25 protein-coding genes are annotated in these 24419 nt (G+C 60.3%); 14 read left to right on the top strand and 11 right to left on the bottom strand.

The window, feature by feature from the left end:
• Positions 1-288: 288 nt before the first annotated feature.
• Entirely contained in the window at positions 289-738 is a 450-nt protein-coding gene (locus ACYZTK_RS08710) for a hypothetical protein (protein WP_462014055.1), read from the top strand.
• 179 nt (positions 739-917) lie between these two features.
• Here the strand turns inward: ACYZTK_RS08710 and ACYZTK_RS08705 are convergent, their stop codons facing one another.
• The gene (locus ACYZTK_RS08705) at positions 918-2030 is read right to left on the bottom strand and encodes an enoyl-CoA hydratase/isomerase family protein (RefSeq protein ID WP_462014054.1); all 1113 of its coding nucleotides are present in this window, start codon (positions 2028-2030) and stop codon (positions 918-920) included.
• Positions 2031-2161: 131 nt separating this feature from the next.
• On the opposite strand from ACYZTK_RS08705, the gene ung reads away from it, so the two are divergent.
• On the top strand, positions 2162-2854 hold the full coding sequence (ung, locus tag ACYZTK_RS08700; RefSeq protein WP_462014053.1) for a uracil-DNA glycosylase: 693 nt from the start codon (positions 2162-2164) through the stop codon (positions 2852-2854).
• 103 nt (positions 2855-2957) lie between these two features.
• Here ung and ACYZTK_RS08695 read toward each other — a convergent pair whose 3' ends face one another.
• From ACYZTK_RS08695 to ACYZTK_RS08680, 4 genes are read right to left on the bottom strand one after another with little or no spacing between them, the layout of a single operon-like run.
• Positions 2958-3998: an AbrB family transcriptional regulator gene (locus ACYZTK_RS08695; protein ID WP_462014052.1), complete on the bottom strand. Its 1041-nt coding sequence runs from the start codon at positions 3996-3998 to the stop codon at positions 2958-2960.
• On the bottom strand, positions 3991-5505 hold the full coding sequence (locus tag ACYZTK_RS08690; RefSeq protein ID WP_462014051.1) for a tripartite tricarboxylate transporter permease: 1515 nt from the start codon (positions 5503-5505) through the stop codon (positions 3991-3993). Before ACYZTK_RS08690 ends, ACYZTK_RS08695 begins: the two co-directional genes overlap by 8 nt.
• 1 nt (position 5506) lies before the next feature.
• Complete coding sequence (locus ACYZTK_RS08685) at positions 5507-5965, bottom strand: tripartite tricarboxylate transporter TctB family protein (RefSeq protein ID WP_462014050.1); 459 nt, start codon at positions 5963-5965, stop codon at positions 5507-5509.
• A gap of 59 nt (positions 5966-6024) precedes the next feature.
• Positions 6025-7002, bottom strand: coding sequence for a Bug family tripartite tricarboxylate transporter substrate binding protein (locus tag ACYZTK_RS08680; RefSeq protein WP_462014049.1), 978 nt, complete (start codon positions 7000-7002; stop codon positions 6025-6027).
• A gap of 377 nt (positions 7003-7379) precedes the next feature.
• Between ACYZTK_RS08680 and ACYZTK_RS08675 the strand changes: the two genes are divergently transcribed.
• Positions 7380-8051 carry a response regulator gene (locus tag ACYZTK_RS08675; RefSeq protein WP_462014048.1) on the top strand — a complete coding sequence of 224 codons (672 nt, stop codon included), beginning with the start codon at positions 7380-7382 and terminating at the stop codon, positions 8049-8051.
• Entirely contained in the window at positions 8044-9435 is a 1392-nt protein-coding gene (locus tag ACYZTK_RS08670; protein WP_462014047.1) for a sensor histidine kinase, read from the top strand. Before ACYZTK_RS08675 ends, ACYZTK_RS08670 begins: the two co-directional genes overlap by 8 nt.
• Here the strand turns inward: ACYZTK_RS08670 and ACYZTK_RS08665 are convergent.
• Both ACYZTK_RS08665 and ygfZ read right to left on the bottom strand, forming a co-directional pair.
• Positions 9429-10250 carry an HDOD domain-containing protein gene (locus ACYZTK_RS08665; RefSeq protein ID WP_462014046.1) on the bottom strand — a complete coding sequence of 274 codons (822 nt, stop codon included), beginning with the start codon at positions 10248-10250 and terminating at the stop codon, positions 9429-9431. The genes ACYZTK_RS08670 and ACYZTK_RS08665 overlap by 7 nt on opposite strands.
• Positions 10251-10286: 36 nt before the next feature.
• On the bottom strand, positions 10287-11228 hold the full coding sequence (gene ygfZ / locus ACYZTK_RS08660; protein ID WP_462014045.1) for a CAF17-like 4Fe-4S cluster assembly/insertion protein YgfZ: 942 nt from the start codon (positions 11226-11228) through the stop codon (positions 10287-10289).
• 149 nt (positions 11229-11377) lie between these two features.
• Here ygfZ and ACYZTK_RS08655 point away from each other — a divergent pair, with 149 nt between their 5' ends.
• Together ACYZTK_RS08655 and ACYZTK_RS08650 are read left to right on the top strand one after the other, a co-directional pair.
• On the top strand, positions 11378-11632 hold the full coding sequence (locus tag ACYZTK_RS08655; RefSeq protein ID WP_462014044.1) for an FAD assembly factor SdhE: 255 nt from the start codon (positions 11378-11380) through the stop codon (positions 11630-11632).
• Positions 11616-12068, top strand: coding sequence for a protein YgfX (locus ACYZTK_RS08650; RefSeq protein ID WP_462014043.1), 453 nt, complete (start codon positions 11616-11618; stop codon positions 12066-12068). The genes ACYZTK_RS08655 and ACYZTK_RS08650 overlap by 17 nt, the downstream gene beginning before the upstream one ends.
• On the opposite strand, the gene nadB is transcribed toward ACYZTK_RS08650, so the two are convergent.
• Positions 12037-13653 carry an L-aspartate oxidase gene (nadB, locus tag ACYZTK_RS08645; RefSeq protein ID WP_462014042.1) on the bottom strand — a complete coding sequence of 539 codons (1617 nt, stop codon included), beginning with the start codon at positions 13651-13653 and terminating at the stop codon, positions 12037-12039. The genes ACYZTK_RS08650 and nadB overlap by 32 nt on opposite strands.
• Before the next feature lie 559 nt (positions 13654-14212).
• On the opposite strand from nadB, the gene rpoE reads away from it, so the two are divergent.
• From rpoE to ACYZTK_RS08625, 4 genes are all read left to right on the top strand, one after another.
• Positions 14213-14794, top strand: a complete 582-nt coding sequence (rpoE, locus tag ACYZTK_RS08640; protein WP_007944079.1) for an RNA polymerase sigma factor RpoE — start codon at positions 14213-14215, stop codon at positions 14792-14794.
• A 31-nt stretch (positions 14795-14825) separates the two neighbouring features.
• Entirely contained in the window at positions 14826-15413 is a 588-nt protein-coding gene (locus ACYZTK_RS08635) for a sigma-E factor negative regulatory protein (RefSeq protein WP_462014041.1), read from the top strand.
• Between the two features lie 8 nt (positions 15414-15421).
• Entirely contained in the window at positions 15422-16375 is a 954-nt protein-coding gene (locus ACYZTK_RS08630) for a MucB/RseB C-terminal domain-containing protein (RefSeq protein ID WP_462014040.1), read from the top strand.
• Positions 16376-16556: 181 nt separating this feature from the next.
• The gene (locus ACYZTK_RS08625) at positions 16557-17990 is read left to right on the top strand and encodes a DegQ family serine endoprotease (protein ID WP_462014039.1); all 1434 of its coding nucleotides are present in this window, start codon (positions 16557-16559) and stop codon (positions 17988-17990) included.
• Positions 17991-18065: 75 nt separating this feature from the next.
• Here ACYZTK_RS08625 and ACYZTK_RS08620 read toward each other — a convergent pair whose 3' ends face one another.
• A complete protein-coding gene (locus ACYZTK_RS08620) occupies positions 18066-19499 on the bottom strand; it encodes a M48 family metalloprotease (RefSeq protein WP_462014038.1) in 1434 nt (477 codons plus the stop codon).
• A gap of 98 nt (positions 19500-19597) precedes the next feature.
• Between ACYZTK_RS08620 and ACYZTK_RS08615 the strand changes: the two genes are divergently transcribed.
• Entirely contained in the window at positions 19598-19837 is a 240-nt protein-coding gene (locus ACYZTK_RS08615) for a sulfurtransferase TusA family protein (RefSeq protein WP_020300476.1), read from the top strand.
• Between the two features lie 31 nt (positions 19838-19868).
• Complete coding sequence (locus ACYZTK_RS08610) at positions 19869-20939, top strand: AI-2E family transporter (protein WP_462014037.1); 1071 nt, start codon at positions 19869-19871, stop codon at positions 20937-20939.
• A 96-nt stretch (positions 20940-21035) separates the two neighbouring features.
• On the opposite strand, the gene ACYZTK_RS08605 is transcribed toward ACYZTK_RS08610, so the two are convergent.
• Both ACYZTK_RS08605 and ACYZTK_RS08600 read right to left on the bottom strand, forming a co-directional pair.
• Positions 21036-21509, bottom strand: a complete 474-nt coding sequence (locus tag ACYZTK_RS08605) for a peroxiredoxin (protein WP_095060286.1) — start codon at positions 21507-21509, stop codon at positions 21036-21038.
• Positions 21510-21520: 11 nt separating this feature from the next.
• Positions 21521-22081, bottom strand: coding sequence for a glycine cleavage system transcriptional repressor (locus ACYZTK_RS08600; RefSeq protein ID WP_462014036.1), 561 nt, complete (start codon positions 22079-22081; stop codon positions 21521-21523).
• A gap of 325 nt (positions 22082-22406) precedes the next feature.
• Between ACYZTK_RS08600 and dapA the strand changes: the two genes are divergently transcribed.
• Together dapA and bamC are read left to right on the top strand one after the other, a co-directional pair.
• A complete protein-coding gene (gene dapA / locus ACYZTK_RS08595; RefSeq protein WP_462014035.1) occupies positions 22407-23285 on the top strand; it encodes a 4-hydroxy-tetrahydrodipicolinate synthase in 879 nt (292 codons plus the stop codon).
• A 17-nt stretch (positions 23286-23302) separates the two neighbouring features.
• On the top strand, positions 23303-24418 hold the full coding sequence (bamC, locus tag ACYZTK_RS08590) for an outer membrane protein assembly factor BamC (protein ID WP_462014034.1): 1116 nt from the start codon (positions 23303-23305) through the stop codon (positions 24416-24418).
• The last annotated feature ends 1 nt before the right edge of the window (position 24419 follow it).

Below are 24419 nucleotides of genomic sequence, written 5' to 3'. Positions count from 1 at the left end.
CCAAGTTGTTTCGAACGCTCTAGGACGGGGTGTTGAATGGTGGGTACGGTTTTGCGAAGGGGAAAGGGCGCATTGTGATGGTGCAGGGATGCACCGCATTGGATCGTCGGTACCGCTGAAGTGCGGGAGTTGGTAGATGAAGAACCTTTCATCGGCGAGATGTTTCAACGTGTAACGAGGCCGCACCAGATTCCGGAATCGATGTCTGATCTATCGACAGTCAGCGAATAATCGACTGTCGCCTGCCAGCGTCGCTGGTACGGCTCACTCGCGGTCCAGGAGGCCGCCATGCTCTCTCGAATCAAGCGCCGAATTCTTCTGATTGCTGTGTTGGGATTATCCCTGGGTGCCTGCGTGCCTTATTCCGATGGGGGAGCCAGCTACTACAGTTCCGAGGTCTACACCTCGCCCGCGCCTGCCTATTATTCCGGCGGCACTTACTACTCGGGGGGAGGCGGTTACTACACCCAGCCACGCCGGTACTACGCACCGCCTGCGCGGTATTACCAGCCCACTCCGCGCTACTACTATCAGCCGCGGGTTTATCAACCGGCACCGCGTTATTACCATTCATCACCACGGGCCGATTACCGGGCTCATCAGAATCACGGTTGGGATGGACGGAATCGTGGCGGCAATAATGATTACCGGGGCGGTGGTCGCCACGATAATCGCGGCGGGCGAGGGGACCATAATGGCCGCAGTGATCACGATGGCCGCGGTGGCCGAAACCGCTAAAACGTTGAACGAGCAGATCGCCGGCAATGGATTGCCGGCAATCCGCTATCTAACTGACACACCACCACCTGTAGGAGCTGCCGAAGGCTGCGATCTTTTGATCTTCAGCGCCGCCATTGACGCAAAAGATCAAAAGATCGCAGCCTTCGGCAGCTCCTACGGGTGGGGTTTAGCACCAATCAATATTGCGACAGATCCGCCAGCGGATGCCGCCCTTCCCAGGCCTTCTGGAAATGCGCCTCCACCACCGCATCCGGCACATTGTTGATATCCGGCCAGTGCCAATGCGGCTTCTGTTCCTTGTCGATCAATCGCGCCCGCACCCCTTCACTGAATTCCGGATGACGGCAGCAGTTGAGGCTCAGGGTGTATTCCATCTGGAACACCTCAGCCAACGACATGTGCCGCGCCCGGGCAATCTGCTCCCACACCAGATGCGCAGTCAGTGGCGAACCTTCGCTCATGGTCTTGGCGGCGCGGCTGAGCAGCGGGTCGCTGTGGTCGCGCTGCTGGCTGATGGCTTTCCAGGCACAGCGCACATCGCTGACATCCAGTAACTCGTCGATCTGCTGGCGACGCGGCAACCACTGCGCTTCGGGCATTTGCGCCACGGCTTCCTGCTGCAGGGCCTTGAGCAGGCTGTTGAGCTGCATGGCCGTCTGCTCCTGCCAGTTGATCTGCAGCAGGCCCTCAAGCAACGCCTCCTGTTGCTCATCCAGGAGGAATCGATCAGCCAGATCGAGGTCGATCGCATCGCGAGCATTCATGTGCGCGCCGGTCAGCCCGAGGAACAGCCCGAGCTTGCCCGGCAGACGCGACAGGAACCAGCTGGCGCCCACATCCGGATACAGGCCGATGCTGATTTCCGGCATCGCCAGGCGGCTGCTCGGGGTGACGATACGCAGGCTTGCGCCTTGCAGCAGGCCCATGCCGCCGCCGAGTACATAACCATGGCCCCAGCAGATCAGCGGTTTGGGGTAGGTGTGCAAATTGAAATCAAGGCGGTACTCCGCCGCGAAGAAGTGTGCGGCCAGGGGCGGTACTTCACCCGGTTGCGCACGACAGGCGTCCACCAGGCTGCGTACTTCGCCGCCGGCACAAAAAGCCTTGGCGCCATTGCCGCGCAGCAGCACGCAGACGATTTGTGGCTCCTTGGCCCAGGCGTCCAGTTGATCACTCAGGGCATTGATCATCGGCAGGGACAGGGCGTTGAGGGATTTTTCGGCATCCAGGCTGGCCACGCCGATGCGCGCGCCGTCGGTGCCGGTGAGTTCTTCGAAGTGCAGATTCATCGTGACCTCGATCAGGAATTTGAGCGTTCAGTATGATCGCTGTGCAGGAAAGTGCCGGATCTGCGTCAGATCATTTGACAAGCGTGGCGGGCCTTCTTAGGGTTCGCCCATTGATTTTGCCGGGTATAACCATGACTGCTGACGACCGTATCAAACTCGAACCGAGCTGGAAGGAGGCACTGCGTGCTGAGTTCGACCAGCCCTACATGGCAGAGTTGCGCAACTTTCTGCAGCAGGAGCGGGCGGCGGGCAAGGAGATCTATCCACCGGGCCCGATGATTTTCAACGCGCTCAATTCGACGCCACTGGATAAGGTCAAAGTGGTGATCTTAGGCCAGGACCCCTATCACGGTCCGGGCCAGGCCCATGGCTTGTGCTTCTCGGTGCAACCGGGCGTACCGGCGCCGCCGTCGCTGGTGAATATCTATAAAGAATTGAAGCGTGACCTGAACATCGACATCCCCAATCACGGCTATTTGCAGAGCTGGGCCGATCAGGGAGTGCTGATGATCAACACCACCATGACGGTGGAGCGCGCCAATGCTAATGCGCACAAGGACAAGGGCTGGCAGTTTTTCACCGACCGGATTATTGAAGTGGTCAGCCAGCGACAACCGCACCTGGTGTTCATGTTGTGGGGGGCGCATGCGCAGAGCAAACAGAAGCTGATTGATGCGACCAAGCACCTGGTGCTGACCTCGGTGCATCCTTCGCCGTTGTCGGCGTACCGGGGGTTTCTCGGGTGCGGGCACTTCAGTCGGACCAACAAGTATCTGGAGCAGAATGGCGAGACGCCGATCGAGTGGCGGTTGCCACCGGTTTGATGGGGTAGACCGAGGTGTCCCCTTCGCGAGCAAGCCCGCTCCCACAGGGACTGCGATAACCCTGTGGGAGCGGGCTTGCTCGCGAAGGGGACAACCCGGTCGCTCAGACAGAATCCGGCTGCCGGTTCCAATACTTGAACAACGGCTCCGCTAGAAATAGCACAAACAACAACCGCATCACCTGCATCGCCGTTACCAAAGGCACCGACAGCTGCAGGGTTTCCGCTGTCAGGCTCATCTCGGCAATCCCGCCAGGCATCATGCCCAGGGTCAGTGAACGCAAGTCCAGATGGGTCAAGGCACTCAAGCCCAGCGCCGCCAGTGTCGCGATCAGCATGGTCAATACGGTGCCGATCAAGGTCCGCCCCATGAAGGACGGCGCGCGGCGGAAGAACTGCCGATTGAAGTGACAGCCCAACCCGCTGCCGATCAGCCATTGGCCAATCTGACTGCCGCCATTCGGCAGACCGATGTGCAGGTCCCAACCGATGCTGACCGCAGCACTCACCAGCAACGGCCCGAACAGCCACGGGTTGGGTTGACGAAGACGTTCCCAGATCCAGGCCGCCAAAGCGCCCGCCGGGAAGAGCAGGGCCAGCCACCACCAGTTGACAGCAGCCGGATGAAAAATCGGTGCGCCTTCGCCCAGCAGATACTTGAACGCTGCCGGCACACACAACACCACCACCAATACCCGCAAGCTCTGTCCCGCAGCGACACGGCTCAACACCGCACCATTGCGTGCGCCAAGGTTGACCATCTCGCCGGAACCGCCAGGCATGCTGGAAAAGAACGCAGTGGCGCGATCCTCGCCAGTGCGGCGCATCAGCCAGACGCCGACTACCGCAGACAGACTGGTGACCAGTGCGCCAAAGAAGATCAGGCCAAAGTGACTCAGCACCTGCTCCATCACCACCGGGGTGAAATGCAGGCCGATGCCGATGCCGACGATCCACTGGCCGCACTTGCGCCCGCCAGGGATCTCCGCCAATTGCCAGGGCGTCAGGCAGCGCACCAGGATGATCGCCAGCAACGAGCCGACCATCCACGGCAGCGGCCAGCCAACCAGGCTGGCCAGGTAACCGCCCAGCGCGCCAACCAGCGGCGTACCCCACCAGGCGTTGAACGGTGTTCGATCAGACATCGGCAACTGCGCGACGAGCAACCGAACGTTTGCGCCAGATGCGCAGGATCGGCACCAAAAGCATCACCACGATCAATGCCCAGACACTCAGGGTGATCCCGCTCGACCAGAGAATCTCCAGCGATCCGTTGGAGATCGACAATGCCCGGCGCAGGTTCTGTTCCATCAAGCCACCAAGAATGAAGCCGAGCAATACCGGTGACAACGGGAAGTCCAGCTTGCGCAGGATGTAGCCGAAGATGCCGATGCCGATCATCAGGAACAGATCGAAGGTGGTGGCATGCACCGCATACACGCCGATGGCGGTAATGATCGCTATCATCGGCACAAGTGCCCAGTTCGGTACGGCGAGGATCTTGGTGAAGATACGGATCATCGGGATGTTGAGGATCACCAGCATGATGTTGGCGATGAACAACGAAGCGATCAGGCCCCAGACGATGTCTGGTTGTTGTTGGAACAACAGTGGGCCAGGAGTGATGTTGTACAGCGACAGCGCGCCGATCATCACCGCCGTCGTGCCCGAACCGGGAACGCCCAGCGTCAGCATTGGCACCAGCGCGCCGCATGCTTCAGCCCCGATGGCGGTTTCCGGAGCGGCAAGACCGCGCTTGTCACCTTGTCCGAATTTGCCACTGGGCCCGGCGATTCGTTTTTCGGTCATGTAGGCCACGGCGCTGGCGAGCGTTGCGCCCGCACCGGGCAGTACGCCCATGAAGAATCCCAGCACGCCGCAGCGTATGTTCACCCAGAATACCGATGCAGCTTCCTTGAAGTTGAACATCATGCGACCGGTGGCCTGAAACGCTTCCTGACCGCGGTGAGTTTTTTCCAGCAGCAACAGAATTTCGCTGATGGAGAACAGACCTAGCACCAACACTACAAACTGGATGCCGTCGGTGAGGTGCAGATTGTCCCCGGTGAACCGATAGACACCACTGTTTGCGTCAATGCCGACGGTCGACAGGAACAAGCCGATCAAAGCCGCAATAAACGTCTTCAGCGGTCGGTCACCGGCCATCCCGCCGAGGCAGACAATCGCGAACACCATCAGTACAAAGTACTCGGCCGGACCGAAGGCGATCGCCCATTTCGCCAGAATCGGCGCGAACACCACCATTCCGCAGGTAGCGATGAACGCGCCGATGAATGAACTCCACGCTGACAGTGACAGAGCAACCCCGGCCATGCCTTGACGGGCCATCGGGTAGCCGTCGAGGGTCGTCATTACAGTGGAGGCTTCGCCGGGAATGTTCAGCAGAATCGAACTGATCCGGCCACCGTACTCGCAACCCAGGTACACCGCAGCCAGCAGGATCAGCGCTGATTCCGGGGGCAAGCCGAGGGCGAAGGCAATCGGGATCAGCAACGCCACGCCGTTGATCGGTCCGAGGCCGGGAAGCAGGCCCACGACCGTGCCGATCAGTGTGCCGCTGAGGGCGGTGACCAGATTGTAGGGCGTCAATGCGACGCCAAAGCCGTGACTCAGATAACCAAGCGTATCCATATCAGTTCTCCAGAACGTCGAGCAGGCCCAGAGGCAGTGGCACGTCCATGACTTTGTCGAACAGCAAATACAGCCCGATACTCATCAGGCCGATGATCGCTGCACTGGGCAACCAGCGTCCGCCATACAGGCGGGCCATTGGAATACCAATCAGCATGCTGCTGAGGATGAAACCCAGCGGTTCGAACAACCCTGCGAAGACCAGCAGCAACGCGACGCATAGACCAATCTTGGTCAGAGTTTCGCGATCCATCGGTGGGTCGTCATCTGAGTGAACGATCGGCGAGGGGCGATACACCATGTAAATCAGACCCAGGCCCATTAATCCCAGCATCAGCAGGGGGAAAGCTCGTGGACCGATCGGTTCGTAGGAAAAAGCCGCCTGATACGGCCAGGCCATCAACACCAGGCCGAGACAGGCCAGCAACAGCACCGATGCAAAAATGCGTTGTAAGAGCATGAGGAACTCCTGGCCGCAGCCTCCTTCGTAAAGAGGCTGCAGCCGCTAGACAGAGGCGATCACTGGATCAGGCCGAACTCTTTGGCCAGCACTTTGTAGTCCGCAACCTGTTTCTTCACGTAGGTGTCCAGCTCGGGGCCGGTCATCGCGAACGGGAAGAGCTCACGCTGATCACGCAGCTTGGCGAACTCGTCGGAAGCCAGGAGTTTGTCGAAGGAGTCTTTCCACCAGGCGTAATCTTCGTCACTGACCTTAGGCCCGAGGTAGAAGCCGCGAACCACTGGCCAGACGATGTCGTAGCCTTGTTCCTTGGCGGTCGGAATGTCTTTCATTTCCGGCTCGTCCAGGCGCTTCTCGGAGAACACCGCCAGCAGGCGCATGTCGCCGCTCTGGATATGCGGCATGGAGTCGGAGATGTCGGTGCTGCCGACCTGGATGTGACCGCCCAGCAAGGCCGTGGCGATTTCACCGCCGCCTTCGAGGGCAACGTAGCGCAGGTCGCGCGGGTTGATCCCGGCGGCCTTGGCGATCAGGGCGGTTTGCATCCAGTCCTGGCTGCCAACGGTGCCGCCGGAGCCGATCACCACTTTGCTCGGATCTTTCTTCAGGGCCTGGACCAGATCGTCGAGGGTCTTGTAGGGCGAATCACTTTTCACCGCGATCGCGCCATAGCTGGTGCCGACCGCTGCCAGCCAGCGCACCGCGTTTTCGTCGAAACGCCCGAACTTGCCCTGGGCCAGGTTCAGCAGGGAACCGCTGGACCATGCCACCAGCGTTCCGGCGTCGGCCGGACGCTGCGCCACCACCGCGTTGTACGCCACTGCACCGACTCCGCCGGGCATGTAGGTCACGCGCATCGGTTTGCTCAGCAGCTTCTGGTTCACCAGGGCGCTCTGCACCAGCTTGCAGGTCAGGTCAAAACCGCCACCCGGCGAGGCCGGCGCGATGCATTCCGGGCGTTTGGGCTCGGCCATGAGTTGGCCAGCAAAGAACATGCAGCTGGCGGCGAGGGCGAAACGGCGCAGTGATCGATTCATGGTGTCTCCACAGGAGTTATTGTTTTTGGAATGATTCAGGCGAAGCGAATTCGCACCGGGGAAGCGGCACTGGAAAGCGTTGGGGAGCGAAACAAGGGGCGGAGCAGGTCAGCCTGGCGGCATGTAGACGGCATGGAGCAGTACCTCGGTTATTGTTCTTATTGGCGAAAACGCTTCAAGGCGTTTTTCGGGAGCTACATTTCAAACCACGGGTCGATGGCTTGCAGTCGAAACCATCCGTGGGCCGACTGTAACTGGCCAACCTTTCACTAACCTTTCAGCGTGCTTTCACGGTTTTGCTGCTTCACAGCGACTGAGCGGGCTGTAAACTCCGCGCCAAAGAATGGCGTCGACCATCCCTAAAGAGGTAAAGATCCATGCGTGTTCTGCTCGTCGAAGACCACTTGCAGCTGGCCGAAAGTGTCGCCCAGGCGCTGAAAAGCACCGGGCTGACCGTGGACGTGTTGCACGACGGCGTGGCTGCGGACCTGGCGTTGAGCAGTGAGGAATACGCCATGGCGATCCTCGACGTCGGGCTGCCACGCATGGACGGGTTCGAGGTGTTGGCGCGCCTGCGCTCGCGCGGCAAAAACCTGCCAGTGTTGATGTTGACGGCGCGCAGTGACGTCAAGGATCGGGTGCACGGCCTCAATCTCGGCGCCGACGACTACCTGGCCAAACCTTTTGAACTGACCGAACTCGAGGCGCGAGTCAAAGCGCTGCTACGCCGCAGCGTGCTGGGTGGCGAGCGCCAGCAGACCTGCGGTGTGCTGTCCTACGACCTCGACACTCGACGCTTCACCCTCGCCGAGGAACTGCTCACCTTGACTTCCCGCGAACAGGCGGTACTCGAGGCGCTGATCGCCCGTCCGGGGCGGGTGATGAGCAAGGAGCAACTGGCGTCCCAGGTATTCGGCCTGGACGAAGAAGCCAGCCCCGACGCGATCGAAATCTACGTCCACCGCCTGCGCAAGAAACTCGACGGCCAGCCGGTCGCCATCGTCACCTTCCGCGGCCTCGGGTACCTGCTGGAAAGCCGCGATGCATAAGCCCAGCAGCCTGCGCTGGCGGTTGCTGTGGAACCTCGCGCTGTTGCTGGTGGTGTTGATGCTGGCCAGTGGTTTAAGCGCCTACTGGAATGGTCGCGAAGCCGCCGACACGGCCTACGACCGCACCTTGCTGGCCTCGGCGCGCACCATAGCGGCGGGGGTGTCCCAGGTCGACGGCACCCTCAGCGCCGATGTGCCATATGTCGCCCTCGACACCTTTGCCTACGACAGCGCCGGGCGAATTTTCTATCTGGTCAACGACATTAACCAGAAGCTGATCTCCGGCTACGAAAACCTGCCGCCGCCGCCCCCAGGCACTCCGCGTACCGACGATTACCCGGCGCTCGCACGGTTCTACAACGCCAAGTACCAAGGGCAGAACGTGCGTGTGGTCAGCCTGCTCAAACCGGTGAGCGAGCCGAACATGAATGGCATGGCCGAGATTCGCGTCGCGGAAACCGATGAAGCGCGGGTCGCCATGGCGCGCAGTCTGGCGGCGGATACCTTGTTGCGCCTGGGCATGCTGGCGATCGGCGCGCTGTTGATGGTGTGGTTTGCCGTGAGTGCGGCGTTGCGGCCACTGGAGCGTTTGCGCACGGCCGTGGAAGAACGTCAGCCCGATGATCTGCGGCCGTTGCCGCTGGTGGAAGTGCAGCACGAGTTGTGGCCACTGGTGCGCGCGCTCAACCATTTCACCGAGCGCCTGCGCGGGCAGTTCGAACGCCAGGCGCAATTCATCGCCGATGCCGCCCATGAGCTGCGCACACCGCTGGCGGCACTCAAGGCGCGACTTGAACTGGGCTTGCGGGCAACTGAACCGCAAACCTGGCGCACTACCCTGGAAACTGCTGCCCAAGGCACCGACCGCCTGACCCATCTGGCCAACCAGTTGCTGTCATTGGCCAGAGTCGAGAACGGTGCGCGGGCGATTGCCGAAGGCGGCGCGCAGCTGCTCGACCTCAGTCAGCTGGCCCGAGAGCTAGGGATGGCCATGGCGCCCCTGGCGCACGCACGGGGCGTGGCTCTGGCCCTGGAGGCGGACGAACCGGTGTGGCTGCGCGGTGAGCCGACGTTATTGAATGAGCTGTTGAGCAACCTGGTGGACAACGCCCTGGCCCACACGCCGTCTGGCGGCAATGTGATCCTGCGGGTCACTGCGCCTGCGGTGTTGGAAGTCGAGGATGATGGCCCAGGCATTCCCCTTGAAGAGCGGGAGCGGGTGTTCGAGCGTTTTTATCGGCGCAACCAGCAAGTCGCCGGTTCGGGATTGGGGTTGGCGATTGTCGGCGAAATCTGTCGCGCGCACCTGGCGCAGATCAGCCTGCACGATGGCGAACAGGCGGGGCTGAAGGTTCGAGTGAGTTTTATCGGTCTCGATCAGTAAAACATCGACCGCGACTCTTCCAGATCCCGGCACAGCCCCTCGTTCTGTGGATCGAAACCCAGCTTCCTGAAAGCCGGCACGTCGAAGGCATCGACTCGCGACAGCGGATGGTCGCTGTTCTTGTGGCAGTACAAGCTGGCGACCTGCACCAGGTCGACGTAATCCAGGCGCTCTGAATCGCGCTGCAAATCCAGGTAGAGCCCGGGCACCTGCGCCAGCTTCTCGGGGAATTCCCAGACTCTGAGCAGCTTGTCGCCAATCAACGGATGAATCTGGTCAATCACGTGGTTGAGGCTCACCGAATCGGCCAGCAACTCGTTGTGGTCCTCGGCATACGTCAGGATCGGCAGCACGCCGATCTGATGCACCAGCCCGCCCAGCGCGGCCTGATCAGGTTTGAGCTGAGTGTAGCGGCGGCACAGGGCGTAGCTGACGCCAGCGATTTCCAGGCTCTTGTGCCAGACTTCGCGCATTTTCTGTTCAACCACTGCGGAGCGGGCGTTGAAGATCTGCTCCATCACCAGTCCGATGGCGAGGTTGCTGCTGTAGTTGACGCCCAGGCGCGTGATTGCCGTGTGCAGGTCAGTGACTTCCTGGGTCGCCCGCAGCAACGGGCTGTTAACCACCTTGATCAGGCGCGCCGACAGCGCGGTATCGCGGCCGATCACCTTGCTCAGGGCGCTGACACTGATCTCCGGATCCTCGGCGGCCTTGCGAATCTGCAAGGCCACTTCCGGCAGTGTTGGCAGAACCAGGTCATCGTTATCGATGGCTGCAACCAAATCCTGTTGGACCATTTCCGCCAATTTGCTCATTAAGTCTATCCAGGGGGAATGCGACAGGTGCTGCCTTCAGCGCTGGATTTCGCGGTCGCGATCCAGTTCGTAAGGCAAGTCGAGCAAGGTCAGGGCCGGCCCTTCAAGGGTGCCGAGGTGAATATCACCACCTTCCGCTGCTTCGGCTTGCAATACCGCCAGGAGTTCAATGTTTTGCTCTGCCCGTGCGGCGATCACTACTTCGCCAATCGAGCTGCCGTGGGTCGGCGAGAATAGCGGCGCACCGGGCTCCGGTAGCGCGTCCGCAGTCAACTGCAGGCGATACAGGCGGCGCTTGAGTTTGCCCAGGTACTGCATGCGCGCGACGATTTCCTGGCCGGTGTAGCAGCCTTTCTTGAAACTCACGCCACCGATGGCTTGCAGGTTGAGCATTTGCGGGATGAACAGCTCGCGGGTGCCGGGCATGACCTGGCCAATCCCGGCGCGAATCTGGCCCAGCAGCCATTGATTGAGCTCGCCTTCGGCCAATTCGACAGCCAGCTGGCTTTTCACGGCAGCGGCCTGATCGGCGGCAACCCACAGTTCGGCGCGCTCAGGCGAGACCCGGATGGCGATGATCCCGGCGAGGCGCGCGACACTGTCAGTAGCTGCCGGCAGGTCGAGCCCCAGGGCATTCAATGCAGCATCGCCATGCTCGAGGCCGAAGCGCACCCAGGCAGCACTTTCATCGGTGAGTTTGGACTTGGAGAACACTGCGTACTTTTTCAGATCCGCCAACTGCGGTTCCAGCAGCTCGGTCGCCATGGCCAGCAGCACGCCGTCACCTTCCAGCAGGATGCGGAAGCTCGACTGCATCCGGCCTTTTTGCGTGCAGCGCGCGCCCAGGCTGGCCTGGGTGTCACTCAGGTAATTGAGGTTGCAGGTCAATTGGCCTTGCAGGAACTTGCTGGCGTCCGCGCCTCGGACCGCCAGTACGCCTTCGTGAGACAGGGTGCAGAAAAAAGCAGAATCGGCCATGGGTCATCGCAGGGTAAAGAGTCTGGAGGACATCATAAGGGGGCGCCCTCGAAATGGGTAGTTTACAAAAGCCCGGCAGTGCCCGACCAAAGCCGAGTGCCCCACCGGACACGGGACTGTATACTCGCGGCCTATTTGAGGAGCGCTCCATGGTCGAACAAGTTGAACTCAATCGCCTCTACTGGCACAGCCGCCGCGGCATGCTCGAACTTGACGTGTTGCTGGTGCCCTTCGTCAAGGAGGTTTATCCGCATCTGAACCAGGTTGATCGAGACCTCTACGTCCGATTGCTCGAGTGCGAAGACCAGGACATGTTCGGCTGGTTCATGGAGCGCGCCAAATCGGAAGATCCGGAGCTGCAGCGCATGGTCCGAATGATTCTGGATCGTGTCCAGCCCAAGTAATCTGTTCGAATGCCGCTGGCACGCCTCACGGCAGTTGCTGGCGGCTTATCTGCTGGCCCAGCTGTTCGCGCTGGGTTCGTTGTTCCTGCTGGCCATTCCAATCTGGGCGACGGTGCTCGGGGTGTTGCTGTGTCTGGCCCAGGGCGCGTGGGTGTTGCCACGGCAGATTTTGCTGAATCATCCGCGCGCCTTCACTGGCCTGCGCCGCGACGCCGATGGCTGGCAGTTGTGGAGCAGGGCGGGCGGATGGCAACCGGTGCAGCTGCGGCCGGACAGCCTGGCGCTGCCGCTGATCGTGGTGCTGCGTTTTCGCCTGCGCGGGGAGCGCCGGGTCCGCTCGGTGTGCGTACTGCGGGATTCGCAGGCGGCGGACGCGCATCGCCGCCTGCGGGTCCGGCTGGCCTTTAGTCGGCGTAGGTGGGCGGCACCAGGATAGTGTCCAGCGCCACTGGCAGCATATCTGGATAGTCCAGCGTGTAGTGCAGGCCCCGGGATTCCTTGCGTTCCATGGCTGACTGAATCATCAGTTCGGCCACCTGGGCCAGGTTGCGCAATTCAATCAGGTCGCGGCTGACTTTATAGTTGCTGTAGAACTCGTCGATTTCATCGAGCAGCAGGCGCACCCGGTGCTGAGCCCGTTGCAGGCGCTTGTTGGTGCGCACGATGCCCACGTAGTCCCACATGAACCGCCGCAGTTCATCCCAGTTGTGCGCGATGATCACGTCCTCATCCGAGTCGGTGACCTGGCTGGCGTCCCAGACGGGAAGGGCCATGGGGATCGATACCGCAGGCAGTTGCTCGAGAATGTCCGCCGCCGCAGAGCGCGCGTACACAAAACATTCCAGCAACGAGTTGCTCGCCATGCGATTGGCGCCATGCAGCCCGGTGAAGCTGGTTTCGCCGATGGCATACAGGCCGGGCACATCGGTGCGGCCGTGCTGGTCGACCATTACGCCGCCGCAGGTGTAGTGCGCGGCCGGTACCACGGGGATCGGCTGCTTGGTGATGTCGATGGAAAACTCGAGGCAGCGTTCATACACCGTCGGGAAGTGGCTCTTGATGAACGCTTCCGGCTTATGGCTGATGTCCAGGTAGACGCAGTCCACCCCAAGGCGCTTCATTTCATGGTCGATGGCCCGTGCCACGATGTCCCGGGGCGCCAGTTCGGCGCGCGGGTCGAAGCGCTGCATGAAGCGTTCGCCGTTGGGCAGCTTGAGGTGCGCGCCTTCACCGCGCAGGGCTTCGGTGATCAGGAAACTCTTGGCTTGCGGGTGATAAAGGCAAGTTGGGTGGAACTGATTGAATTCCAGGTTCGCCACGCGGCAACCCGAGCGCCAGGCCATGGCAATGCCGTCACCGCAGGCGCCGTCGGGGTTGCTGGTATAGAGGTAGACCTTGGCCGCACCGCCAGAAGCGAGGATCACGAAGCGCGCGGCATAGGTGTCGACTTCGCCAGTGCCGCGATTGAGCACGTAGGCGCCAAGGCAACGGTCACCGGCCAGGCCCAGGCGTTTTTCGGTGATCAGGTCGACGGCGACCCGCTGCTCCAGCAGTTCGATATTCGGTCGTAGCTTGGCCTGGGCGAGCAATGTGCGAAAAATCGCGGCGCCGGTGGCGTCGGCGGCATGGATGATGCGCCGATGGCTGTGGCCCCCTTCGCGCGTCAAATGAAATTCGAATCCGCCGTCTTCGGTGCCCGACTGTTCATCGCGAGTAAAAGGCACGCCCTGGTCGATCAGCCACTGAATGGCTTCCTTGCTGTGCTCTACGGTGAAGCGCACCGCGTCTTCGTGGCACAACCCGCCGCCGGCATTAAGGGTGTCATCGACGTGGGATTCGACAGTATCGGTGTCATCCAGGACCGCCGCGACGCCACCCTGGGCCCAGAATGTCGAGCCGTTGGCGAGGTCGCCTTTGCTTAGGACGGCGATGCGCAAATCACCGGGCAAGGTCAGCGCCAGGCTCAAACCTGCAGCGCCGCTGCCAATAACCAGAACATCGTGTTGAAACTGTTGGCTCATTTCAGAATTCCGCACAAAGCGACCCGAGTCGGGGTTGGCGCAAGACTCCGCAACGGCGAGTCAAGGCAGCCACACAGCCCACTAGTATATAGAGGGGGGGAGCGGCACAATAGCCGAGGCGACATGGCATTGTGAAACTACCGTGACAGGAAAAATCTGACGCTTCGTCGGATGTTTTTTTCACCGGTTCGGCGACAGCGCGACTGTATCGTGGATTTAACAGTCGTTTTTGCTCACATTTGCCCGATGTTGCTGGCGCAAGGCTATAAATAATTGGAACTTTTGCCAAAGTGCCAAGATCAATAGACCGTTGCCCGAATCAAGGGACAGTGTCGGCTTCAGTGCAGGATCTGTGATTCAGAGCCCTGCCATGTGAATCCGGCGACAAGATTATTCGCGCAGCCGGGTTAACCCGCGCTGCGCTTTTCGTGCGTGCCAAATCAGAGCCCGCAGGAAACTTGCTTGGAGGGGGAGAACTTTTGCGAAAAGCCCGAGTCTATGTTTGCAAGTCTGGTCGTTTAGTTATGCAAGCCTCCTTCGAGCTCATCGAGGAGTGTTCATGCTAACCCAGGAAGAGGATCAGCAGCTGGTCGAGCGCGTTCAACGCGGCGACAAGCGAGCGTTCGATCTGCTGGTGCTGAAATATCAGCACAAAATTCTCGGGTTGATCGTGCGTTTTGTGCACGACACCCATGAAGCCCAGGATGTGGCGCAGGAAGCCTTTATCAAGGCGTACCGAGCGTTAGGCAATTTTCGCGGAGACAGCGCGTTTTATACGTGGCTTTACCGCATCGCCATCAACACGGCGAAGAACTATCTGGTTTCACGCGGCCGTCGGCCGCCGGATAGCGATGTCAGTTCCGAAGACGCAGAATTCTACGATGGCGATCATGGCCTCAAGGATCTCGAGTCGCCAGAACGCGCATTGCTGCGGGATGAGATCGAAGGCACCGTCCATCGAACCATCCAGCAACTTCCAGAAGATTTGCGTACGGCCTTAACTTTACGTGAATTCGATGGTCTGAGTTACGAGGACATTGCAGCAGTCATGCAGTGTCCGGTGGGTACCGTGCGCTCCCGGATTTTCCGCGCTCGGGAAGCCATCGATAAAGCCCTGCAGCCGTTGTTGCAGGAAAACTAGAGACAGCGGCGATAGCCAAGAGAGGAACGCCATGAGTCGTGAAGCCCTGCAGGAATCGCTGTCCGCAGTGATGGATAACGAGGCGGACGAACTGGAATTGCGTCGGGTATTAAATGCCTTCGACGATGTTGAAACCCGTGAAACCTGGGCTCGTTATCAAATCGCTCGGGCAGTCATGCACAAGGACCTGCTGCTTCCACGCCTGGATATCGCGGCAGCCGTTTCGGCAGCCCTGGCTGACGAAACCGTACCGGCAAAAGCCACCCGTGGTCCATGGCGCAGCCTGGGTCGTCTGGCTGTTGCTGCGTCCGTGACCGTTGCGGTATTGGCTGGTGTTCGCCTGTACAACCAGGACGAAATTGCCGGTGTCGAACTGGCACAGCAGTCCAATCAGCCAACCCTGGCCGTTCCTCAGGTCAAGGGTCCAGCCGTATTGGCAGGCTATAGTGAGAGTTCCGAAGCGACTGGTCCCATGGCCAATGGCGTTCTTCAAGGTCAGCCAGGTTGGCACGACCAGCGTCTGCCAGGTTACCTGCGTCAGCATGCTCAAGAAGCTGCGATGAAAGGTACTGAAAGCGCACTGCCGTACGCTCGTGCAGCAAGCCTGGAAAACCGTTAAGGAGGATCATGCGCGCCATACCTCTACTCTCGCTTCTGCTCAGTGGCTGGTTTGTTGTTCCAGCCCACGCCGATGAAGCCCAGGACTGGTTGACCCGACTGGGCCGTGCCGAGCAGACGCAAAGCTTTAACGGTACTTTTGTCTACGAGCGTAACGGTAGTTTTTCTACCCACAACATCTGGCACCGAGTCCAGGATGGCAAGGTCCGCGAGCGTCTACTCCAGCTCGACGGCTCGGCGCAGGAAGTCGTACGTGTTGATGGACACACCCAATGCGTCAGCGGCACCCTGATTGCGGGGCTTGGAGACTCCAAGTCCGCCTCTCGTGCACTCGATCCACAAAAGCTCAAGAATTGGTATGACCTTGCTGTAATCGGCAAGTCGCGTGTGGCTGGGCGTCCGGCGGTGATTGTTGCCCTGACGCCACGGGATCAGCATCGATATGGCTTCGAGCTGCATCTGGACAAGGAAACCGGCCTGCCGCTGAAATCATTGTTGTTGAATGACAAAGGGCAGTTGCTGGAGCGCTTCCAGTTCACCCAGCTTAATACTTCTGATGTGCCTTCCGAAAACGATTTGCAGCCAGGTGCTGATTGCAAGCCCGTTGTCTTTGACGGCAACAAGGCTTCTGCCGCGAGTGTTGCACAAACATGGCGTTCGGACTGGTTACCACCCGGCTTTGAACTGGCCAGCAGTTCCGCCCGCAAGGATCCGCAGACCAAAGCTCAGGTGAACAGCCTGATGTACGACGATGGCCTGGCCCGTTTCTCGGTATTCCTCGAGCCCATTGACGGTACTGCCGTGACTGACACCCGAACTCAATTGGGGCCTACCGTTGCGGTCTCGCGACGCTTGACTACCCCTCAAGGCGAGATCATGGTGACGGTCGTCGGTGAAATCCCGATTGGTACCGCTGAAAGAATTGCGCTGTCCATGCGCACCGATGCCACTGCAACCAAGTAGTGAGTCGATATCGAAATGTTTGGTGAGCATTTCAATTTGCAAATACCCCCAGAATTTTTTATAGGTCACAGCCTCTCGGCTCTGGCCTTGTTTGTTGTTCCCGGAACAAAAATACCGGCGTATCTTTCCCGGTGTTCCTTGCTCCATATCGCTTAACCATGCTCGTCGTAACGGGAGCCGTATGTCGATACCACGCTTGAAGTCTTACCTTTCCATTTTCGCAACCGTGCTGGTGCTCGGGCAGGCGGCCGCCGTGCAGGCGGTCGAGTTGCCGGACTTTACACAGTTGGTCGAGCAAGCCTCGCCCGCTGTCGTCAACATCAGCACCACGCAAAAACTCCCGGACCGCAAAGTGTCCGCCGAGGACATGCCGGACCTCGAAGGCTTGCCGCCAATGTTGCGCGAGTTCTTCGAGCGCGGCATGCCGCAGCCGCGTTCTCCACGCTCACCCCGGGGTGATCGCCAGCAGGCGCAGTCCCTGGGTTCGGGGTTCATCATCTCGTCTGACGGCTACATCCTGACCAACAACCACGTGATCGCCGATGCCGACGAAATTCTCGTTCGTCTGGCTGACCGCAGTGAACTGAAAGCCAAGCTGGTCGGCACCGATCCACGTTCCGACGTGGCGCTGCTGAAAATCGAAGGCAAGGACCTGCCGGTTCTCAAACTGGGTAAGTCCCAGGACCTGAAGGCCGGCCAGTGGGTCGTCGCCATCGGTTCGCCATTTGGCTTTGACCACACCGTGACCCAAGGCATTGTCAGCGCCATCGGTCGCAGCCTGCCGAACGAGAACTATGTGCCGTTCATCCAGACCGACGTGCCGATCAACCCGGGCAACTCCGGCGGCCCGCTGTTCAACCTGAATGGTGAAGTGGTCGGGATCAACTCGCAGATCTACACCCGCTCAGGCGGCTTCATGGGCGTGTCGTTTGCCATCCCGATCGATGTGGCCCTGGACGTTTCCAACCAGCTCAAAAGCGGTGGCAAGGTCAGCCGTGGCTGGTTGGGCGTAGTCATCCAGGAAGTGAACAAGGACCTGGCCGAGTCGTTCGGCCTGGACAAGCCGGCCGGTGCACTGGTTGCGCAGATCCAGGATGATGGCCCGGCTGCCAAGGGCAACCTGCAGGTGGGTGACGTGATCCTCAGCATGAACGGTCAACCAATCGTGATGTCTGCCGACCTGCCACACCTGGTCGGCGCGCTGAAAGCAGGTTCCAAGGCCAATCTCGAAGTGATTCGTGACGGCAAGCGCCAGAACGTCGAACTGATCGTTGGCGCAATCCCGGAAGAAGGCAAGGAGCTGGAGGCCCTGGGCAAATCCGGCGTTGAGCGCAGCAGCAACCGCCTGGGTGTAGCCGTAGCCGAGCTGACGCCTGAGCAGAAAAAGACCTACGACCTCAAGGGGGGCGTGATCATCAAGGAAGTCCAGGACGGTCCTGCTTCGTTGATTGGCCTGCAACCCAATGATGTGATCACTCACCTGAACAACCAGGCGATTGGTTCCACCAAGGAGTTCACCGATATCGCCAAGGCGCTGCCGAAGAATCGTTCGGTGTCGATGCGAGTCCTGCGCCAGGGTCGCGCAAGCTTCATCACCTTCAAGCTGGCTGAATAAGCCGGTTGTTGGCTGAATAAAAAACCGCCTCGAGAGAGGCGGTTTTTTTATGTCTGCAGATTCATCGCGGATGATTCAACCCATCATATCCTTGACCATCCGTTCCTGCTCCATCAACTCACGCTGACGTGCGTCGATTCGCGAAGACAGCGGGAAGTTGCTCCCCGCCTTGCGCTTGGCAAAATCCAGCTGCTGGATGGCCTGGCGATAGTCGCCCACCAGTGCGAAATACTCGGCACGCGCCTGGTGCAGGCCGATGATGTTGCCCGACAGGCCGCGGGTTTCGGCGACCTGATACCAGACGTCCGGATCGTCCGGGCGCGACTTCAGCAATCCTTCAAGCGCCTTCTCTGCATCGGCGGCGCGGTTCTGTTTCAGCAGCAGGTCGACCCGCACCTGGTTCAGCGGATAGTTTCCGGGGTACTGGGTGAGCATCCGGTCAACCCGTGTCTGTGCATCCGCCAGGCGATTGTTGGTGATGTCCAGGTCCACCTGCGCCAGGTTGTAGATGATCTCGTTCGGCGACTTGGCCAGCAGCAACTTGAGGTTTTCCCTTGCTTCATTCAGCTGGCCACCCTTGATCTGGGCGATCGCCAGGCCATAGCGGGGAACGTCGCTTTTCGGGTTCTCATCGAGCTGGGCACGAAAACGCTTGGCGCCCAGCCCTGGAGTTTCTTCGTAGACCAGTTGGACCCGAGCACGAATCAGCTGATAGCGCAGCGTGTCTTCGACGCCGCCTTTTTTGGCCTGCTCGGCACGGTTACGGGTGTCGGCGATCCGTGATTCGGTCACCGGGTGAGTCAGGAGAAATTCCGGTGGCTTGGCATCGAAGCGATACTGGCGCCCCAGACGCTCGAACATGCTCGGCATCGAGCGCGGGTCGTAACCGGCTTTTTCCAGGTTAAGGATGCCGATACGGTCAGCTTCCTGTTCGTTCTGGCGCGAGAAACGTCGCTGTTCCTGAATCGCCGCCGCCTGGGTCCCGGCAATCGCGGCAATCCCCGCATCACCGGCACCGGCTGCGGCGATCACGATCCCGGCCAGCAGCGCGGCCATCATCGGCACCTGCATGCGCTGTTGCGCTTCAACCCCACGGGCGAAGTGGCGCTGCGACAAGTGAGCCAATTCGTGCGCGAGTACCGAGGCGTACTCGCCTTCGGTCTGGGCATTCAGGAACAGGCCGCCGTTGACCCCGACAATCCCGCCCGGCGCCGCGAAGGCGTTGAGCTGAGGGCTGTTGATCAGGATGAACTCCAGGCGCCGGTCATTCACCTGACTGGTCTCCACCAGGCGATACACGCTGGATTCGACGTAGTCCTTGAGCTGCGGATCGTTGAGTTGCGAGACCTGGCTGCGCAGCAGCGCGAGCCAGGCGCGGCCCAGCTGATATTCCTGTTGCGGCGAGACGATGGCAGAACTGGCGTCGCCGAGTGACGGCAGGTCGTCGGCGAAGCCCGGTGAGGCGAGCAGGCAAGCGAGCGTCAGCAGGGTAGGGCGCAGAAAGGTCATGCACAAAGCCTTAATCGACAAAGACCTTACTGTAGCCGGACACCAGGCTTGGGACCAGATATTCTAAGCCGCTCAACCGCCCGAACCGGAGTGATGCAATGACCGACGCTGTAGCCCACGACGCCGAACTGGACGCCAGCGGCCTGAATTGCCCGCTGCCGCTGCTCAAGGCCAAGCTCGAACTCAACCGACTGGCCAGTGGCGCAGTGCTGAAGGTCATCGCCACTGACGCGGGCTCGCAGCGCGACTTTCGCACCTTTGCCCGATTGGCCGGTCATACGCTGCTGCGTGAAGAAGATGAAGCAGGCGTCTACCGCTACTGGTTGAAAAAAGCCTGAAATTTGCCGGGTTCGTTTCTAAGGATTTTTGATGTTCAAGGTGTTACGCGACTGGATTCAGCGCTATTTCTCCGATGAAGAAGCCGTGGTGCTGGCGGTGCTGCTGTTCCTGGCATTCACTGCGGTCCTAACCCTGGGCGGGATGCTCGCCCCCGTTCTTGCGGGGATGGTGCTGGCGTATCTGATGCAGGGCCTGGTGGTGACCCTCGAACGCTTGCGCGTGCCCGGCGGGGCGGCGGTGGGCCTGGTGTTCGCGCTGTTCATGGGCGTGTTGCTGGTGTTCATCATCGTCGTGGTGCCGTTGCTGTGGCACCAGCTGATCACGCTGTTCAACGAACTGCCCGGAATGCTCGCAAAATGGCAATCGCTGTTGTTGCTGTTGCCGGAACGCTACCCGCACCTGGTGTCGGACGAGCAGGTGTTGCGGGCTATCGAGGTGGCGCGTGGCGAGATCGGCAATTTCGGCCAGTGGGCACTGACGTTCTCGCTGTCGAGCCTGCCGCTGCTGGTGAACATCATGATCTACCTGGTGCTGGTGCCGATCCTGGTGTTCTTCTTCCTCAAGGATCGCGCGATGATCGGCCAGTGGGTGCGCGGTTATCTGCCTCGGGAGCGGGCGCTGATCACCCGTGTCGCCCATGAAATGAATCGGCAGATCGCCAACTACATTCGCGGCAAGGTCATCGAGATTTTCATTTGCGGTGGTGCGACCTACATCGGATTTGTGGTTCTGGGGCTCAACTACGCGGCGCTGCTGGCGCTGCTGGTAGGTGTCTCGGTGGTCGTGCCCTATGTCGGCGCCGTGGTGGTGACCGTGCCGGTCTTGCTGATTGCACTGTTCCAGTGGGGATGGAGCGATCAGTTCATCTACCTGATGGCGGTCTACGGCATCATCCAGGTGCTGGACGGCAATGTGCTGGTGCCATTGCTGTTCTCGGAAGCGGTGAACCTGCATCCGGTGGCGATCATTTGCGCGGTGTTGTTGTTTGGCGGGTTGTGGGGCTTCTGGGGGGTGTTCTTTGCGATTCCGCTGGCGACGCTGTTCAAGGCGGTGCTGGATGCGTGGCCGCGCAAGGAGCCGGTGGTGGCGCCGTTGCTTTGAGTTGACGCCGCGAGAAAAGATCGCAGCCTTCGGCAGCTCCTACAGGATTTCGCATAAACCCGTAGGAGCTGCCGAAGTCTGCGATCTTTTGATCAATCAAGCCTTGTTCAACGCCTGAGCAGCCGCCAAAACCGCATCCACATGCCCCGGCACCTTCACCCCGCGCCATTCCTGACGCAACACCCCATCCTTATCAATCAGGAAAGTGCTGCGATCAACCCCCATGTATTCCTTGCCATACAGCTTCTTCAGCTTGATCACATCAAACAGCTGGCACAGCGCCTCTTCCTTGTCGCTGATCAGCTCGAAGGTGAACGCCTGCTTGGCCTTGAAATTCTCATGGGACTTGAGGCTGTCGCGGGACACGCCGAACACCTCGGTATTGGCCGCCTTGAACGCCTCAAGCTGGTCGCGAAAGCCCTGGCCCTGGGTGGTGCAGCCCGGTGTGCTGTCCTTCGGGTAGAAGTAGATCACCACCTGCTTGCCCTTCAGCCCCGCGAGGCTGACGGTTTGCCCGCTGGTGGCGGGTGCTTCGAAGTCGGCAACCGGTTGGTCGATGGCAACGGCCATGAAAAGCTTCCTTACATTGGGTTCTGTGGGCGCCACGGTTCGATCAGGGCATCCAGATTCAGCGCGTCGGCAAAATCCAGGAACTGATCACGCAGCCAGCTGATCTGCACGCCAGCCGGCAGGGTCACGGTAAACGTGGCGTTGAGCATGGTGCCGCCGGTCTGAGGCGCCTGGTACGTGTCGCACGTCAGGTTCTCCAGCTCGACGTTGTGGTCCATGAAGAACTGGCACAGCTCGTTGATGATGTCCGAACGATACGCGGAGCTGACGTAAGCGACGTACGGCAGGGCCTGTGGACGGTTCTCCAGGGCCGCGCTGCGCACCACGTTGACGGTAAAGGCGTGCTTCTTGGCCAGGCCCGAAAGGCTGCCTTCGAGGCGTGCCAGGGCGTCCCAGCTGCCGGAGATCTCGAGGATCAACGCACTGCATTCGCCATGACGGGTCAGGCGAGAGGTGACCACGGCGCAGCGATTATCATGGCTGGCGCGGCACAGGACGTTAGTCAGCTCCATAGGGTTGGCGCCGAGGGCACTGATGACAAGGAATTGTTCGCGAACTGTGGGGGTGGACATGCAGCATTCCTAAAGCGATGAGCGGTCGATACCTCAATGGGCTTTTTACCGGGAACGAGCCTGCGGATGCGAATTCAGAAAACCCGATGGCAGGTTGCGACGTGCTCCATTGAGGCAAGAGCGAGGGGTGGCAACGCTGGATCGGGGCTTGTGATGCCGAAAATGGAGGCTGGAACCCGGCGTACGAGCTTATCAGTACCGATCAAAGTCTGAAGGGTAGCGAAAAGCAGCGCCAAGGGGAATGGCAGCAGCGCAGTACTTTGCTTGTACAAGCATCTTGGCGCCAGTACCATTACCGCTCTCTTTTTCCGGCAGGAGCGGTTGCATGATTGCGGGCAGTATGGTGGCACTGGTCACACCCATGGATGCACAGGGTCGTCTCGACTGGGACAGTCTGAGCAAACTGGTGGACTTTCACCTGCAAAACGGCACCCACGCCATCGTGGCGGTCGGCACTACAGGTGAATCGGCCACTCTTGACGTGAACGAGCACATCGAAGTGATTCGTTTCGTGGTGAAGCAGGTTGCAGGGCGCATTCCGGTGATCGCCGGCACGGGCGCCAACTCGACGCGCGAAGCCATCGAGCTGACCACCAACGCGAAGACCGCCGGTGCCGACGCCTGCCTGCTGGTGACGCCGTATTACAACAAGCCAACCCAGGAAGGCCTGTACCAGCACTTCAAGGCCATCGCCGAAGCGGTCGACATCCCGCAGATCCTCTACAACGTGCCTGGCCGCACCGCATGCGACATGCAGGCCGACACCGTGATCCGCCTGTCGACCGTGAAGAACATCATCGGTATCAAGGAAGCCACCGGCGACCTGACCCGTGCCAAGGCCATCCTCGATGGCGTCAGCGCTGACTTCCTGGTGATCTCGGGCGACGACCCTACTGCGGTCGAACTGATCCTGATGGGCGGCAAGGGCAACATCTCGGTGACCGCCAACGTTGCTCCGCGCGACATGGCCGACCTGTGCGAAGCCGCTTTGAAAGGCGACGCCGTCACGGCCCGCGCCATTCACGAAAAGCTGATGCCACTCAATAAAACCCTGTTCATCGAATCCAACCCTATTCCCGTGAAATGGGCACTGCATGAAATGGGCTTGATGCCGGACGGTATCCGTCTGCCGCTCACCTGGCTCAGCACTGCCTGTCACGAACCGCTGCGGCAGGCCATGCGCCAGTCCGGCGTCCTGGTTTAATTGAGGAAGTACTACGCATGAAGCGATTGGCCGGACTTTCCGCACTAGCCGTGATCATCTCCAGCACCAGTGGCTGTGGATGGGTCTGGGGCCCGGAAGGTTATTTCCGTGACCGTGGTAGCGATTACCTGGAAGCGCAACAGACTGCACCGATGCAATTGCCACCGGATGTCACTACCGCCAAGCGCCTGGACCCGTTGTTGCCGATCCCGCGCAACGTGGCCGATGACTCCGTCAAGGGCGAGTACATCGTTCCTCGTCCGCAACCGCTGACCGCGGCGGCTGACGCCAGTGCCTACTCGCTGCAGAAAAGCGGTGACACCCGCTGGATCGTCGCGCAGAACCCACCGGCCGAAGCCTGGCCAGTGGCGGTGCAGTTCTTCCAGGACAACGGCTTCCGCCTGGACGAACAGCGCCCGCAAACCGGCGAATTCACCACCACCTGGCAGCATTCCGACGAACTGTCCGCCGCCATGGCCAAGCGCCTGAGCGCAGCCGGTGTCGGCGCCGACAGCGAAACCCGCGTGCGGGTGCGCATCGAGCCAGGCGTGCAGCGCAATACCAGTGAAATCTACGTGGTCAGCGCCGAGCGTCCTGCTGGCAGCACTGCCGACGTCGACTTCACCAACCGTTCGGTCAACACCGGCCTGGACGCAGCACTGGTCGACGACATGCTCGCGAGCATGAGCCGTATCTCCGAGAAGGGCGGTTCGGTGTCGATGCTGGCTTCGCGTGACTTCGATACGCCAAGCCGTGTCAGCCTCAGCGAAGACGGCAGCGGCAACCCGGTGCTGAACATCGGCAACGACCTGGATCGTGCCTGGTCAAGCGTCGGTCGTGCGCTGGAGCAGGGCGAATGGCGAGTGGAAGACATCAACCGCAGCCTGGGCCTGTACTACATCAACCTCGCCGAAAAGGCCGAGAAGAAAGACGACAAGCCTGGTTTCTTCAGCAGCCTGTTCGGCAGCGCGCCGAACAAGGAAGAAGTTGAAGCCCGCGCCGAGCGTTATCAGGTTCGCCTGAGCAAGGTGGGTGAAAACGTCCAGGTCACCGTCGAGAAGAACATCAACACTGTGGCGCCAGCTGATGTGGCGCGCAAAGTGTTGAGCGTGATTCAGGACAACCTGGGCTGAT

It is taken from the genome of Pseudomonas sp. LB3P31, from assembly GCF_054897945.1.
Note: the sequence above shows the minus strand (reverse complement) of the source record. Positions and strands in the feature narration are given on the sequence as shown.

What these genes read in the sequence shown, in the direction of transcription:
- ACYZTK_RS08605 (WP_095060286.1), bottom strand. Translation starts at nt 21,509, where the DNA reads ATGGCCGTTGCCATCGACCAACCGGTTGCCGACTTCGAAGCACCCGCC.
- ACYZTK_RS08695 (WP_462014052.1), bottom strand. Translation starts at nt 3,998, where the DNA reads ATGTCTGATCGAACACCGTTCAACGCCTGGTGGGGTACGCCGCTGGTT.
- rpoE (WP_007944079.1), top strand. Translation starts at nt 14,213, where the DNA reads ATGCTAACCCAGGAAGAGGATCAGCAGCTGGTCGAGCGCGTTCAACGC.
- ACYZTK_RS08690 (WP_462014051.1), bottom strand. Translation starts at nt 5,505, where the DNA reads ATGGATACGCTTGGTTATCTGAGTCACGGCTTTGGCGTCGCATTGACG.
- ACYZTK_RS08665 (WP_462014046.1), bottom strand. Translation starts at nt 10,250, where the DNA reads ATGAGCAAATTGGCGGAAATGGTCCAACAGGATTTGGTTGCAGCCATC.
- ACYZTK_RS08635 (WP_462014041.1), top strand. Translation starts at nt 14,826, where the DNA reads ATGAGTCGTGAAGCCCTGCAGGAATCGCTGTCCGCAGTGATGGATAAC.
- ACYZTK_RS08675 (WP_462014048.1), top strand. Translation starts at nt 7,380, where the DNA reads ATGCGTGTTCTGCTCGTCGAAGACCACTTGCAGCTGGCCGAAAGTGTC.
- ACYZTK_RS08710 (WP_462014055.1), top strand. Translation starts at nt 289, where the DNA reads ATGCTCTCTCGAATCAAGCGCCGAATTCTTCTGATTGCTGTGTTGGGA.
- ACYZTK_RS08685 (WP_462014050.1), bottom strand. Translation starts at nt 5,965, where the DNA reads ATGCTCTTACAACGCATTTTTGCATCGGTGCTGTTGCTGGCCTGTCTC.
- ACYZTK_RS08600 (WP_462014036.1), bottom strand. Translation starts at nt 22,081, where the DNA reads ATGTCCACCCCCACAGTTCGCGAACAATTCCTTGTCATCAGTGCCCTC.
- ACYZTK_RS08630 (WP_462014040.1), top strand. Translation starts at nt 15,422, where the DNA reads ATGCGCGCCATACCTCTACTCTCGCTTCTGCTCAGTGGCTGGTTTGTT.
- ygfZ (WP_462014045.1), bottom strand. Translation starts at nt 11,228, where the DNA reads ATGGCCGATTCTGCTTTTTTCTGCACCCTGTCTCACGAAGGCGTACTG.
- ACYZTK_RS08705 (WP_462014054.1), bottom strand. Translation starts at nt 2,030, where the DNA reads ATGAATCTGCACTTCGAAGAACTCACCGGCACCGACGGCGCGCGCATC.
- ung (WP_462014053.1), top strand. Translation starts at nt 2,162, where the DNA reads ATGACTGCTGACGACCGTATCAAACTCGAACCGAGCTGGAAGGAGGCA.
- ACYZTK_RS08610 (WP_462014037.1), top strand. Translation starts at nt 19,869, where the DNA reads ATGTTCAAGGTGTTACGCGACTGGATTCAGCGCTATTTCTCCGATGAA.
- nadB (WP_462014042.1), bottom strand. Translation starts at nt 13,653, where the DNA reads ATGAGCCAACAGTTTCAACACGATGTTCTGGTTATTGGCAGCGGCGCT.
- ACYZTK_RS08680 (WP_462014049.1), bottom strand. Translation starts at nt 7,002, where the DNA reads ATGAATCGATCACTGCGCCGTTTCGCCCTCGCCGCCAGCTGCATGTTC.
- dapA (WP_462014035.1), top strand. Translation starts at nt 22,407, where the DNA reads ATGATTGCGGGCAGTATGGTGGCACTGGTCACACCCATGGATGCACAG.
- ACYZTK_RS08625 (WP_462014039.1), top strand. Translation starts at nt 16,557, where the DNA reads ATGTCGATACCACGCTTGAAGTCTTACCTTTCCATTTTCGCAACCGTG.
- ACYZTK_RS08615 (WP_020300476.1), top strand. Translation starts at nt 19,598, where the DNA reads ATGACCGACGCTGTAGCCCACGACGCCGAACTGGACGCCAGCGGCCTG.
- bamC (WP_462014034.1), top strand. Translation starts at nt 23,303, where the DNA reads ATGAAGCGATTGGCCGGACTTTCCGCACTAGCCGTGATCATCTCCAGC.
- ACYZTK_RS08620 (WP_462014038.1), bottom strand. Translation starts at nt 19,499, where the DNA reads ATGACCTTTCTGCGCCCTACCCTGCTGACGCTCGCTTGCCTGCTCGCC.
- ACYZTK_RS08655 (WP_462014044.1), top strand. Translation starts at nt 11,378, where the DNA reads ATGGTCGAACAAGTTGAACTCAATCGCCTCTACTGGCACAGCCGCCGC.
- ACYZTK_RS08670 (WP_462014047.1), top strand. Translation starts at nt 8,044, where the DNA reads ATGCATAAGCCCAGCAGCCTGCGCTGGCGGTTGCTGTGGAACCTCGCG.